Raw genomic sequence first — 13,883 nt, forward strand, 5'->3', positions numbered from 1 at the left:
CCAATCAGCTTCCTTCGTCGGGGATGTTGAGGAGATGCCCGCAGGCCTTGCAATGCACGGCGTCCGGTTCGTGCCGCTGCAGGCCGCATTGTGGACAGGGAAAGAGCACCTTGGCCGGTCGGAAGATCGCTGTCGCCAGCCTGACGAACAGCGAGATGCCGATGATCATGGTGACGATTGCGGTCAGCTTGCCGGCAATTCCCGGCAGCACGATGTCGCCGAAACCGGTCGTCGTCACCGTGGCAACGGTGAAATAAAGCGCATCGACATAGTTTTCGAGGCCGGCGCCGGAGCGGAAGAAGAAGGTGTAGACGAAACCGGTGATGACGAAGAGAAACGTCAAAAGGTTGATGACCGCCTGGCTCGCCTCGCGCCATGGCCTTAGCCCGCGCATCTCGAAATGCCGCCACAGCGAGCCGCTGCGCGACAGCGACCACAGCCGCAGGATGCGCAGGAACGCCAGATTTGCCAGCGCCGTCGGCATCAGCAGCGTCAGAAGGATGAAGACATCGACCCAGGATGTCGGCTGTTTCATCAGCCGCAGCATGTCGTTGGAGGCTAACAGCCGGGCAATCAGGTCGGCGGCGACCAATGCGGCGACGGTATAGTCGAGCCACAGGAATGACGGCTTGTCCTGGAGCACCGGCGTGGCAACGAAGAAGGCGATGATGGCGAGGTCGATGATGACCGCCACCAGCTGAAACCGGAACGCCGCCGGCGTGCGTCCGTGATAGAGCTTGCGCAGCCGGTCACGCAGCCGCGCCATCGCTGAGCTTTGCTGCAATCCGTCCTTCTCGGCTGCTTTCATCACCAAGTGCGTAACTGTCCCAGCCGGGGCCGTCTAGAGCATGATCCCAAAAAGTGGGTGCCGGTTTTTGGAAAAGATCATGCTCCAACAAAGGGTTAGATCATGATGAGATTTCAACCAAATCTCATCATGATCTAGTGGCCCCGGTGACCGTCAGCCCTCCACCACCTTGCCGTCCGGCCCGACGAGGCGCCAGGCCGAGGCGGTGTCGTAGACGAACCGCTCCTCCGCAATCCGGTCACCACGCCAGCGCTGCAGGGCCACCTCTTCCAGCCGGCGCACGGTGCCGGCCTTGTCGACACGGTCGAAGGTCCAGCGGATGGCGACATTGTCGCCATCGACCAGGAATGTCTGGACAGGATGGGTGTGCATCTTCTCGATCCGGTCGAGTGCTGCCTGCTCATGCGCCATCAGTGTTTCCTTGCCGCGCCGCGGGACGCCGAGATTTTCCTGCATGGTGGCATCGTCATGGTAGAAGTCGGCGATCGCTTTGACGTGGCTGCCTTCGACCACCTCCTTGAGGAAGGCTTCGACGCGTTCGCGGCTGGGCATGATTGTGCGTTCCTGTGAAGTTTCTGCTCAACGCATGTGGTTCAAAGGAAGGTCAGGTCAACCACGCCCCGCACGCTGGCCCTATCGGCTGCAATGTCAGGCCCAGAGCATCTTTAGGCCGTGATGCACTGGCCGACGTCGATGCGATTGCCGTGTATATCAGCGCAGCCTAGACGAGCTCGACTTCGACCACACCCGGCACCGCGCGCATGGCCGACGCGATCTGCGGCGAGATGCGGTAGCGATTGGGCAATTCGATCTCGATCTCACCTTGCCCGGCTTCCTTGATCAGCACGAAGCTGACCTGGCCCTCGCCCTTTACCGCCAGTTGGCCGGCCAGCATGCCGATCGGAGCCGCATCGCGCACGAAGATGCGCAGCGCCTTCTGGATACGGCTGGCCTCATCCTCCAGCGACTGCACCGTCTGGATGCGCAGATTGACCCCTTCGGGCCTATCCTCGGCCGAAACGGTGATCACCACCGAACGTCCGGGCTCGAGCAGATCGCGATACTGCGCCAACCCTTCCGAAAACAGCACGGCTTCATATTGGCCAGATGTGTCGGAAAAGGCGATGACGCCCATCTTGTTGCCGGTTCGGGTCTTGCGCTCCTGCTTGGTGGTGACGGTGCCGGCGAGCCGGCCCGCGGCGGCACCGCGTTTGACCGCAGCCGAGAACTCGCCCCAGTTTTGCACGCGCATCTTCTGCAGGGCCGCCTTGTACTCGTCGAGCGGATGCGCCGAAAGATAGAAGCCGACGACCTGGAATTCACGGTGCAGCCGGTCGGCGGCAAGCCACGGATCGGTCTGCGGTAAATTGAGCGCCTGCTGCTGCGCGCCGAGCGACGCGCCGAAAATGTCGTGCTGGCCCGAAATGGCATTCTGCTGCGCCAGCGAAGCCAGCCCCATCATCCGTTCGACGCCGGCCATCATCTGGGCGCGGTCGTGGCCGAAGCAGTCGAGCGCGCCGGCCATGATCAAGCTTTCGAAGACGCGCTTGCCGACGATCTTGGGATCGACCTTTTCACAGAAATCGGCGAGATTCTTGAACGGCTTTTCGCCGCGCATGGCGACGATGTGCTCGACCGCAGCGTCGCCGACGCCCTTGAGGGCCGCCAGCGAATAGTAAATGCGGTTCTCGCCGACCTCGAAATTGCGGAAGCTGGTCATCACTGACGGCGCCACCACCTCGATGCCGAGACGCAGCGCATCCTGGCGGAAATCGGCGAGTTTGTCGGTATTGCCCATGTCGAGCGTCATCGACGCCGCCAGGAACTCGACGGGGTAATGCGCCTTGAGATAGGCGGTCTGGTAGGACACGACGGCGTAGGCGGCCGCGTGCGATTTGTTGAAGCCGTAGTCGGCGAACTTGGCCAGAAGGTCGAAGATGAAGTCGGCCTGCGGCTTGCCGACGCCGCGTTCGACCGCACCGGTGACGAAGCGCTCGCGCTGCTTGTCCATTTCGGCGCGGATCTTCTTGCCCATCGCGCGACGCAGCAGATCGGCTTCGCCGAGCGAATAGCCCGACAGTTCCTGCGCGATCTGCATCACCTGTTCCTGGTAGACGATGACGCCTTGCGTCTCCTTCACCAGATGGTCGATCTTGGGATGGATCGATGCCATCTCCTCTTCGCCATGCTTTCTGGCGTTGTAGGTCGGGATGTTCTCCATCGGGCCGGGACGGTAGAGCGCCACCAGCGCGATGATGTCCTCGATGCAGTCGGGCCGCATGCCGATCAGCGCCTTGCGCATGCCGGCACTTTCCACCTGGAACACACCGACCACTTCGCCGCGCGACAGCATGGCGTAGGTTTCAGGATCGTCGAGCGGGATCGTCGCCAGGTCGATCTCGATGCCGCGCCGGCGGATCAGCTTCACCGCCGTCTCCAGCACCGTCAGCGTCTTCAGGCCGAGGAAGTCGAATTTTACCAGCCCGGCCTGCTCGACATATTTCATGTTGAACTGGGTGACCGGCATGTCGGAGCGCGGATCGCGGTACATCGGCACCAGTTCCGACAAGGGCCGGTCGCCGATCACGATGCCGGCGGCGTGCGTCGAAGAGTGGCGGTAGAGCCCTTCCAGCTTTTGCGCCATATCGAGCAGCGTCTGCACGATCGGCTCCTTCTCGGCCTCCTCGGCAAAGCGCGGCTCGTTGGCGATGGCATCCGCCAGCTTGACCGGATTGGCCGGGTTCTGCGGCACCATCTTGGAGAGCTTGTCGACTTGGCCGTAAGGCATTTGCAGCACGCGGCCGACGTCGCGCAGCACCGCGCGCGCCTGCAGCGTACCGAAGGTGATGATCTGCCCAACCTGGTCGCGGCCATATTTCTGCTGGACGTAGCGGATGACCTCTTCGCGCCGGTCCTGGCAGAAGTCGATGTCGAAGTCGGGCATCGACACGCGGTCGGGGTTGAGGAAGCGCTCGAACAGCAGCGAGAAGCGCAGCGGATCGATGTCGGTGATGGTCGTGGAATAAGCGACCAGCGATCCGGCGCCCGAACCACGGCCCGGCCCGACCGGAATGCCTTGCGCCTTGGCCCATTTGATGAAGTCGGCGACGATCAGGAAATAGCCGGGAAACTTCATCTTCTCGATGATGGAGAGTTCGAAATCGAGCCGCTCGCGGTATTGTTCGACCGTGTAGCCGGAAGTGGGCCCATGCGCAGCCAGCCGCGCCTCCAGCCCCTCATGCGCCTGCCGGCGTAGCTCATCGGCCTCCGCTTTCAGCGCCACCTCATTGTCGGCGACATCGCCGCCGGTAAAGCGTGGCAGGATCGGATTGCGGGTCTTGGGATAATAGGAACAGCGCAGCGCGATCTCGACGGTGTTGTCGATCGCTTCCGGCAGGTCGGCGAACAGCCGCGCCATATCCGCCTGGCTGCGCAGGAAATTGTCCGAAGTCAGCCGGCGACGGTTGTCGGCGGCAACCACCGAACCCTCGGCAATGGCGATCAGAGCATCATGCGCGTCATAGTCGTCGCGGGCGGCGAAGAACGCCTCATTCGTGGCGACCAGCGGCAGATCATGGATATAGGCAAGGTCGACCGATGATTTCTCGATAGCGCGGTCATAACCGGAAACACGGTCCAGCTCGACATAGAGCCGGTCGCCGAACAGCGCCTTGAGTGCCAGAAGCCGCGTCTCGGCAAGATCTCGGCGATCCTCCTTCAGCGCCCGGCCGATCGGGCCGCGCGGCCCGCCGCTGAGGCAGATCAGGCCATCGCTATGGCCTTCCAGCATTGCTGACGTCAGATGCACGGGCTCGCCCGGCGGCGTCTCCAGATAGACCTGGCTGACCAGCCTGACGAGGTTGCTGTAGCCGGCCTCGGTGGCGGCGAGCAGCACCACGGCGTGCATCTCCGGACCATGGCGGCGGCGGTCGCGCTGCGCGTCGCTGGTCTCGCCGGAAAAGGCGAGATCGATCTGGCAACCGATAATCGGCTGGATGCCTTCCTTCACCGCCTTCTGGGCAAATTCCAGCGCGCCGAACAGATTGTTTGTGTCGGTGACTGCGATTGCCGGGCACTCGTCCTTGACTGCATGACCGACAACGGCGGCGACCTGCAAGGCGCCCTCGAGCAGCGAATACGCCGAATGCACGCGCAGATGGATGAACGGCCGCGCCGGCGCCTCCGGGCGCGCAGCGGCGAGCGCTGCTTCGCGCCTCAGGGGATCGCGTGGAAGTTTGTCATCCGCCATGATGTTTCAAATTGCTCGAAGGGCTTTGAGTCGATGGAGATGTATTGTCCCGGACCGGGCGATGCCAGTCCAGCACAAATGACCACCGACCACAGGCTTCCGTACCCAGCCGCACGGCTCAGAGATTGTTCGAAATTCGCTCTGGCGAGTCATATGATGGTGGTTTCGAGAATCGGAGCGCAGCGGCCATTGGTCCGTGAGCACGGGAAGCGCAGAAACCACCTTCAGATGGCCGCCGGAGTAGAATTTCCAAACAATCTCTAGGCGAACTCCATGATCACCGCATCGACAGCCAGGCTGTCACCCGGCTTGGCGTTGAGCTTCGACACGACAAGATCGCGGTCGGCGCGCAGCACGTTTTCCATCTTCATCGCCTCGACCACGGCCAGCGTCTCGCCGGCCTTGACCTCCTGCCCCTCGGCAACCGCGATCGACACGACCAGGCCCGGCATCGGGCAAAGCAGCATCTTGGACGTGTCCGGCGCCACCTTCTCCGGCATCAGCCTTTCCAGCTCCGCCGTGCGCGGCAGCATGGCGCGCGCCGTCACCGACATGCCTTTCCAGGCAATGCGCAGGCCGTTCGGCGCCGGCCTGATCTGCGCAGTGACCTTGCGGGCACCGACAGTGCCGCGCCAGATGAGGTCGCCCGGCCGCCAGTCGGACGCCACGGTCAGCGCTTTGCCGCCATCGACCGACAGATCGATTTCCATCGGAATGGAGATCATGCCCTCGATGATCGAAGCCTGGAGATAGTCGTCGCCGAGCTTCACCACCCAATCGCGCTTGAGTGCGCCCGAATGCGGCGCCAGCCGCCCGTCCAGCCGGTCAAGCCGATCGCGGCGCAGAAGCTCGACCGCGGTGGCGATCGCCGCCAGCACTGCCTTTTCATCGCCATTGGGCACGATCGGCGCGAAGCCGTCAGGATATTCCTCGGCGATGAAGCCCGTCGATATCCGCCCCTCGCGCCAGCGCGGATGCTGCATCAGCGCCGCCAGGAACGGGATGTTGTGCTCGATGCCGTCGACGACGAAACTGTCCAGCGCTTCCGACATGGCATCGATGGCCTCGATACGCGTGGGCGCCCAGGTGCAGAGTTTTGCCACCATCGGATCATAGAACATCGAAATCTCGGAGCCTTCGGTGACGCCGGTGTCGTTGCGGATGAAGACATCGCCGAACTTGCCCTCCTCCGGCGGCCGGTAGCGCGTCAACCGGCCGATCGAGGGCAGGAAATTGCGATAGGGATCCTCGGCATAGAGCCGGCTTTCCACCGCCCAGCCGTTCAGCTTGACGTCGCTCTGCTCGATCGCCAGCTTCTCGCCGGCGGCGACACGGATCATCTGCTCGACCAGGTCGATGCCGGTAACAAGCTCCGTCACCGGATGCTCGACCTGCAATCGTGTATTCATTTCAAGGAAATAGAAGTTCTTTTCAGCATCGACGATGAACTCGACGGTGCCGGCGCTCTGGTAGTCGACCGCCTTGGCCAGCGCCACGGCCTGCTCGCCCATGGCCTTGCGCGTCCTGGCATCGAGGAATGGCGACGGCGCCTCTTCCGCAACCTTCTGGTTCCGGCGCTGGATCGAGCATTCGCGCTCGCCGAGATAGAGGGCGGTGCCATGCGCGTCGGCCAGCACCTGGATTTCGATATGACGCGGATCGACGACGAACTTTTCGATGAAGACGCGGTCGTCGCCGAACGAGCTTTTCGCCTCCGAGCGCGCCCGGTCGAAGCCGTCGCGCACTTCCGACTGGCTCCAGGCAATGCGCATGCCTTTACCGCCGCCGCCGGCCGAGGCCTTGATCATCACGGGATAGCCGATCTCGCCGGCGATCTTTTCGGCATGGTCGGCATTTTCGATGACACCAAGCCAGCCGGGAACCGTCGACACCTCAGCGGCCTTGGCGAACTTCTTCGATTCGATCTTGTCGCCCATCGCCTTGATAGCCTTGGGTTTCGGACCGATGAAGACAATGCCCTCAGCCTCAAGCGCTTCGCAGAAGGCGGCCCGCTCCGACAGAAATCCGTAGCCGGGATGCACGGCCTGCGCGCCCGTCTCCTTGCAGGCGGCGATGATCTTTTCAGGCAGAAGATAGCTTTGCGCGGCAGGCGATGGGCCGATATGCACGGCTTCGTCGGCCATTTCGACGTGCACGGCGTCGCGATCGGCGTCGGAATAGACCGCTACGGTGGCAATCCCCATCCTGCGCGCCGTCTTGATGACGCGGCAAGCAATCTCGCCGCGATTGGCGATCAGGATTTTCGTGAACATCGAAGGCGTTTCCTCGGTCTTTCGTCCTTCTTATGGGCTTCGGCAGCCGGGCTCAAGCACCGCCGGCAGCGCACCCATCAAGACACTCCCTGCCCGCCAGGGCCGTGCCGAGGGGCGAAGGTTGGGCTCGCCGACGACTGGGCCAAGATTTGCGCCATATTTGGTCGCCAAATCGGGTTGAAACAGTATAAAAACCCTGAAAGCCTGAAGACCAATCGCCTTGGGAGGAATTGCCTAATGAAAACCCGCGCCGCTGTCGCTGTCGCCGCCGGAAAGCCGTTGGAAATCATGGAGGTCGACCTCGACGGACCGCGCGAAGGCGAGGTGCTGGTCGAGATCAAGGCGACCGGCATCTGCCACACCGACGAGTTCACCCTGTCGGGCGCCGATCCCGAAGGCCTGTTTCCGGCAATCCTCGGCCATGAAGGCGCTGGCGTTGTCGTCGATGTCGGCAAGGGCGTCACCTCGGTCAAGAAGGGCGACCACGTCATCCCGCTCTACACGCCGGAATGCCGGCAGTGCCCATCCTGCCTGTCGCGCAAGACCAATTTGTGCACCGCCATCCGCGCCACGCAGGGCCAAGGCTTGATGCCCGATGGCTCCTCGCGCTTCTCGATCGGCAAGGACAAGATCTTCCACTATATGGGCTGCTCGACCTTCTCCAATTTCACCGTTTTGCCCGAGATCGCGGTGGCCAAGGTCAACCCCGAGGCGCCCTTCGACAAAATCTGCTACATTGGTTGCGGCGTCACCACCGGCATCGGCGCGGTCATCAACACCGCCAAGGTCGAGCAAGGCGCGACTGCTGTCGTCTTTGGTCTCGGTGGCATCGGCCTCAACGTCATCCAGGGCCTGAAGCTCGCCGGCGCTGACATGATCATCGGTGTCGACCTCAACAACGACAAGAAGGCATGGGGCGAGCGCTTCGGCATGACGCATTTCGTCAATCCGAAGGAGATCGACGGCGACATCGTTCCTCACCTCGTCAACTTGACCAAGCGCGGCGCCGACCAGATCGGCGGCGCCGACTACACATTCGACTGCACCGGCAACACCAAGGTGATGCGCCAGGCGCTGGAAGCCTCGCATCGCGGCTGGGGCAAGTCGGTCGTCATCGGCGTGGCCGGCGCCGGCCAGGAGATTTCGACCAGGCCATTCCAGCTGGTCACCGGCCGCACCTGGATGGGCACCGCCTTTGGCGGCGCACGCGGCCGCACCGACGTGCCAAAAATCGTCGACTGGTACATGGACGGCAAGATCCAGATCGACCCGATGATCACCCATTTGCTGAAGCTGGAAGACATCAACAAGGGCTTCGACCTCATGCATGAGGGCAAGTCGATCAGGAGCGTCGTCGTTTATTGAGGAGAAGAAGCCGCCGACCGAAGGGCCAGCGACTGTAGTTGCATGGGTTCAACAAGGGAGGAAGATAATGCCTGAGAAACTGCATCCGAAAATCGACAATGGCCTGCCGAAGGAAAGCGCAAGCTTTGCCGGCGGCACGCTGGTCTGTGCCTGCACCAGCAAGCCGGTGAAGGTGACGGTCAAGGGCCAGATCGCCCACAACCATGCCTGCGGCTGCACCAAATGCTGGAAACCGGACGGCGCGGTGTTCTCGGTCGTGGCGGTCGCCGGCACTGGCGACGTCACCGTCACCGAGAATGGCGACAAGCTGAAGGTGGTCGATCCGGCAGCATTGATCCAGCGCCATGCCTGCACCGGTTGCGGCGTCCACATGCACGGCCCGGTCGAGCGCGATCATCCGTTCAAGGGTCTGTCCTTCATCCATCCCGAGCGCTTCGAGGAAGACGGCTGGTCACCGCCGGGCTTCACCGCTTTCGTCTCGTCGATCATCGAATCCGGTGTCGACCCCAAGCGCATGGACGGCATTCGCGGCCAGTTGAAATCGATCGGCCTCGAACCCTATGACTGTCTCAACCCCGGCCTGATGGATTACATAGCCACCTGGACGGCGAAGAAGTCGGGCGCGCTGCCGGCCTGACGGTACGAGATTTCTGGCATGGGGCCGGGTAACATGCCGGCCCCATGTCCGTTTTGGAGAGATAATGCCCGCACCCGCCATCTACGTCGACGCCGACGCCTGCCCGGTGAAAGCCGAGGTCGAGAAGGTCGCCGAGCGCCATGGCGTGGTCGTCACCTACGTCTCCAATGGCGGGCTGCGTCCGTCGCGCGATCCGATGATTCGCAACGTCGTCGTCTCTAAAAGCGCCGATGCCGCTGACGATTGGATCGTCGAGAACGCAAAACCCAACGACATCGTGATCACCGCCGACATCCCGCTTGCCGCTCGCACCGTGGGGCTCGGCGCGCATGTGCTTGGGCCAACCGGCCGGCCGTTCACGCCGGAGACCATCGGCATGGCGGTTGCAATGCGCGATTTGAAGCAGCATCTGCGCGAAACCGGCGAGAGCAAGGGCTACAATGCCAGCTTTGCGCCACAGGATCGCTCGCGTTTCCTGGGTGAGCTCGACCGTATCTTGCGGCGGGCTCTGAAATCCGTCACACCCGACCAGACGTGAAGCATCATCCGAGGTCGGGCTATGGCCGACACATCGCCGAATAACCCCTTGCAGCGGCACAAGCAGTTCTTTGTGTCGCTAGCCGTCGGTCTGGTCGTATTTGCCGCGGTATTGCCTTTGATTGGATCGCTCCCCGTCTCCACGCGGCTTGCCTATTCGATCTCGATTGCCGCCGATTCCTTCTTCGTCGTCTTCATCGCGCTCGTCATCGCCAAGATGCCGCTGCTGTCCGGCCGCTATCTCAGCAAGAACGCGCGCGAACTGGACCTCCCAGTGCTGGGCATCTTTGCCATCACGCTCGGCATCGTCGCCATGGCCATTGTCCTGCTGTTCCTTTTGATCAATCACAAGGATCGCGACCCCATCGAACTCGGCTTCGCCATGCTGTCGATCCCGCTTGGCTGGTTCACCATCCATGCCATGGCCGCCCTCCACTATGCGCATGTCTACTGGATGGACGGCGACGCGATCGATGCCGAAACCAAGAAGAAGATACCGGTCGGCGGCCTCGATTTTCCCGGCAGCAAACGGCCGGACGGTTGGGACTTTCTCTATTTCGCGACGGTGATCGGCATGACCGCGCAGACCGCCGACACCGCGATCACGACCTCGCATATGCGCCGCGTGGTGCTTGTCCATTCGATCCTGTCGTTCTTCTTCAACGCCGTCATCGTCGCCGCCGTCGTCAATCTCGCGGTGAGCCTCGGCAATTGAGTATCCGTGCCCGCGATAAACCCGTGCCCGTAATAAAAACGTGACCGCATGAAACATCGCTTTCGATAGCGACGTATTGGGAGGACAAGGACGAGCGCGGCCATCCCAGGATCGCGCAGCCGGAGGCGAGGAAAAGATGGAAACCATTACCGTGAGTCAGCCCGGCGCAGGCGTCGATGCCGCCTCAACGAAGGATGCGACGCTGATCTACCGGCAATCGCGCTGGACCCGCCTGACGCACTGGCTGTGGGCGATCTCGCTGTTCTTCATGCTTTTGTCCGGCCTGCAGATCTTCAATGCCCGGCCGCAGCTCTACATCGGCAAGCAATCCGGCTTCGAGTACAACAACACCGTCTTTGCCATCGGCGCCGAAAACACCGCCACCGGCCCGCGCGGCTATACCGAAATCTTCGGCCATCGCTTCGACACCACCGGCGTGCTCGGCTGGTCGGGCCCGGCCGGTCAGCAAACCTCGCGCGCCTTCCCCTCCTGGGCGACGATCCCGTCCTATTACGATCTCGGCACCGCCCGCGTCGTGCATTTCTTCTTCGCCTGGATACTGACCACCACCCTGGTCGTCTGGCTGGTCGCCAGCCTGGTCAACGGCCATCTGCGCCGCGATCTGGCGCCGCGCCTTGACGATCTCAAGCGGCTGCCGCAGGACATCATCGAGCACGCCAAGCTCAGGTTCCACCACACACGCGAATACAACACGCTGCAGAAAATAGCCTATGGCGGCGTGCTGTTCGTGCTGTTGCCACTCATGATCATCACCGGCCTCGCCATGTCACCGAGCATGAACTCGGTGCTGCCCTGGTTAAACGAAGTGCTCGGCGGCCGGCAGACGGCGCGCACCATCCATTTCACGGTGATGGTGCTGCTGGTCGGCTTTTTCATCGTCCATATGATGATGATCCTCGCTGCCGGCCCGATCAACGAACTGCGCTCGATCATCACCGGCTGGTACCGCACGGATCCGCCAACGCATGGCGACACCGAGAGGAGTGCGTGAGATGGCCAAATTCCCGATCAGCCGCCGAAAGTTCCTGACGGGTGCCGGCCTCGGCGTTTCCGGCATCATGTTGTCGGGCTGCGATGCCTTCGACAGCCAGCTCGGCATGGGCGATGGCCTGCGCAGTTTCCTCGAAAACGCCAATGGCCTGACCTACCGCGCGCAACGCTGGCTTGCCGGCCGCGATGCTCTGGCGCCGGAATTCACCGAGGCCGACATCCGCCAGCCGCAGCGGCCGAACGGCGTCACCGCGCCCGACGATGACACCTACAAGGGCCTGCTCGCCAACAATTTCGCCGACTGGCGGCTGGAGGTAACGGGCCTGGTCGAAAAGCCGCTGTCGCTCAGCCGCGAGCAGTTGGAGAACATGCCGAGCCGCACGCAGATCACCCGCCACGACTGTGTCGAAGGCTGGAGCTGCATCGCCAAATGGACCGGCACCCCGCTGTCGCTGGTGCTCGACCAGGCTGTGGTCAAGCCGCAGGCCCGCTATGTCATGTTCCACTGCCTCGATACGATCGATCGCAGCCTCTCCGGGGAAATCAAATATTACGGCACCATCGACCTGATCGATGCCCGCCACCCGCAGACGATCCTGGCCTACGGCCTCAACGGCAAGCCGCTGCCGGTCGAAAACGGCGCGCCGCTGCGCGTGCGCGTCGAACGACAGCTCGGCTACAAGATGCCGAAGTATCTCTACAAGATCGAGCTCGTCGACAGTTTTGCCAATATTGGCGGCGGCCGCGGCGGCTATTGGGAAGACAATGGCTATGACTGGTATGGCGGGATTTGATGGCCTCGCATTCTGACCGAGCACGATCTGACTCCGACCGAACCGAGCTTGCCTGAGGAAGCCGGTTTCGAGCGCGTGGCCGAACTTGGCGATTGGCCTGAAGACACTCCAATATCGTCCTCTGCAAAACGGTCGCAGAAAACGGCGCGGCTTAAGCAACCTTGTCGAGCAGTGGCTTGAGCGCCGGATGTATCTCCGGCGAGGCGAGTTTGATCAGCGTCAGCAGCGCGCATTCATTGTCACGCAGCGGGCGGTCGGTGCCGATGCGATCGGCCAGCCATTTCGCCTCGCTGGCGTCGATCGTCTCGGCGCGGCGCGCGAGTGCCTCGGCGGCACGGTTCTTCGATTCCCACTCGGCCTCGATATCGCCGGGCGAACGATAGGCTTCCATGATGCCGGCCAGTCCGCCCGACACCATGCGGCTGAAGAAGCCGCCGATCTCGGGCTCGGCCTGGTCCAAGAAACTGTCACGACGCAGCGCCACATCGCGCGTCGGCGCTTCGTAGCCGGCCGAACACATGACGAAATTGGCGAGCGCCTTGACGAACAGGTCGTTCCAGGACGGGTCGTTGTGGGCCGCTGCGGTCTGCTCGTTGATCTGGAACAGCACCTCGGCCTCAACCCGTGTGATGGCGATGTTACCGTCGCCGCCATAGGCATGGAGAATGCGGCGCAACAGATCGACCTCTGCCTTGGCGACCAGCCCGGGAACCAGCGCGCCGCCGAGCATCAGTGGTCCCTTGCCGTCGACCACCGCGTGGGCGACCTGCTCGAGCGCATAGGCGGAGAGCCGGCCGGGCGATGATTTCGCCCTTTCCAGCACATGCACCAGCAGCTCCAGTTCGGTCACACTGTCGACCATTCCGTCGCGCGAGATGGTCTGGATCAGCCAACCGGCATTGTCTTCAGAGATATAGCCTGCCGGCTTTTCCTGGTAGACGATGTAGTCGGTAACGGCCTCGACGAAGAATTCAGGCCATTGCGGGCATTTGTCCGTCGCTGTCGCATCGAGCGCGAACAGTGCTTCAGCCTCGCCGCGCGTCACCACGCCGTCAGCGAACACTTCGCGACGCAGCATGACGACATCTTCCGCCGTGATGCGGTCCTTCGAGGCCAGCCCCGCCACCGGCGCGCTCCCGATCCGTTCGCCCATCTGTCAATCCCCATCCGCCGTGCCCAACGCAATTGCCGGCCAAACCGTCAGCCCAGAATATCGCCATTGTCTTGAAAAACCGGCAAACGGCGTGGTTAGCGAAGACTGTAAAGACGACGCGCTTTACGTGTCGCGGGCAGGTGACAAGGTGTCGCCGACAAGCTATGGATGGCGCGTCGAGGGCTTAAGTTTTGAGTCCTACCTGTTTGCGGGAGAGAGCAGCGCGAGCTGCCGCCGAAGGGGAAATCGCCCGAAATCTCTCAGGCAAAAGAACCGTAGACGGGAAAGACACTCTGGAAAGTCGGGGCTTGCCCCCGCGCCGAAGGTGTAAGCGTCGCCGA

General features: G+C 62.5%; 11 protein-coding genes and 1 riboswitch. Of the genes, 6 read left to right on the top strand and 5 right to left on the bottom strand.

From position 1 onward, the window contains the following. Positions 1 to 4 precede the first annotated feature (4 nt). The 4 genes from NKI96_RS11965 to NKI96_RS11980 form a co-directional block, all read right to left on the bottom strand. Entirely contained in the window at positions 5 to 808 is an 804-nt protein-coding gene (locus NKI96_RS11965; protein ID WP_023695434.1) for a potassium channel family protein, read from the bottom strand. 153 nt (positions 809 to 961) lie between these two features. Next, the gene (locus NKI96_RS11970) at positions 962 to 1,360 is read right to left on the bottom strand and encodes a nuclear transport factor 2 family protein (RefSeq protein ID WP_023667583.1); all 399 of its coding nucleotides are present in this window, start codon (positions 1,358 to 1,360) and stop codon (positions 962 to 964) included. 169 nt (positions 1,361 to 1,529) lie between these two features. Beyond that, positions 1,530 to 5,057, bottom strand: coding sequence for a DNA polymerase III subunit alpha (gene dnaE / locus NKI96_RS11975; RefSeq protein ID WP_352804544.1), 3,528 nt, complete (start codon positions 5,055 to 5,057; stop codon positions 1,530 to 1,532). A 260-nt stretch (positions 5,058 to 5,317) separates the two neighbouring features. Continuing rightward, complete coding sequence (locus NKI96_RS11980; RefSeq protein ID WP_023735315.1) at positions 5,318 to 7,330, bottom strand: acetyl-CoA carboxylase biotin carboxylase subunit; 2,013 nt, start codon at positions 7,328 to 7,330, stop codon at positions 5,318 to 5,320. A gap of 237 nt (positions 7,331 to 7,567) precedes the next feature. Between NKI96_RS11980 and NKI96_RS11985 the strand changes: the two genes are divergently transcribed. From NKI96_RS11985 to NKI96_RS12010, 6 genes are all read left to right on the top strand, one after another. Continuing rightward, complete coding sequence (locus tag NKI96_RS11985) at positions 7,568 to 8,695, top strand: S-(hydroxymethyl)glutathione dehydrogenase/class III alcohol dehydrogenase (protein WP_352804547.1); 1,128 nt, start codon at positions 7,568 to 7,570, stop codon at positions 8,693 to 8,695. A gap of 67 nt (positions 8,696 to 8,762) precedes the next feature. Beyond that, a complete protein-coding gene (gene gfa, locus NKI96_RS11990) occupies positions 8,763 to 9,332 on the top strand; it encodes an S-(hydroxymethyl)glutathione synthase (RefSeq protein WP_023691150.1) in 570 nt (189 codons plus the stop codon). 64 nt (positions 9,333 to 9,396) lie between these two features. Next, positions 9,397 to 9,870 (top strand): YaiI/YqxD family protein, encoded by a 474-nt coding sequence (locus NKI96_RS11995; protein ID WP_023691149.1) that lies wholly within the window; start codon positions 9,397 to 9,399, stop codon positions 9,868 to 9,870. A gap of 21 nt (positions 9,871 to 9,891) precedes the next feature. Further along, positions 9,892 to 10,584, top strand: coding sequence for a DUF1345 domain-containing protein (locus NKI96_RS12000; protein WP_023688301.1), 693 nt, complete (start codon positions 9,892 to 9,894; stop codon positions 10,582 to 10,584). Positions 10,585 to 10,720: 136 nt separating this feature from the next. Further along, a complete protein-coding gene (locus NKI96_RS12005; protein WP_023825655.1) occupies positions 10,721 to 11,596 on the top strand; it encodes a cytochrome b/b6 domain-containing protein in 876 nt (291 codons plus the stop codon). Between the two features lies 1 nt (position 11,597). Beyond that, complete coding sequence (locus NKI96_RS12010; RefSeq protein WP_023822981.1) at positions 11,598 to 12,389, top strand: molybdopterin-binding protein; 792 nt, start codon at positions 11,598 to 11,600, stop codon at positions 12,387 to 12,389. A gap of 151 nt (positions 12,390 to 12,540) precedes the next feature. Here the strand turns inward: NKI96_RS12010 and NKI96_RS12015 are convergent, their stop codons facing one another. After that, a complete protein-coding gene (locus tag NKI96_RS12015) occupies positions 12,541 to 13,542 on the bottom strand; it encodes a hypothetical protein (protein ID WP_352804550.1) in 1,002 nt (333 codons plus the stop codon). Positions 13,543 to 13,741: 199 nt separating this feature from the next. Further along, positions 13,742 to 13,828, top strand: a riboswitch (glycine riboswitch). Positions 13,829 to 13,883: the final 55 nt, after the last annotated feature.

Source organism: Mesorhizobium sp. M0292 (genome assembly GCF_040321695.1).
Taxonomy (GTDB): domain Bacteria; phylum Pseudomonadota; class Alphaproteobacteria; order Rhizobiales; family Rhizobiaceae; genus Mesorhizobium.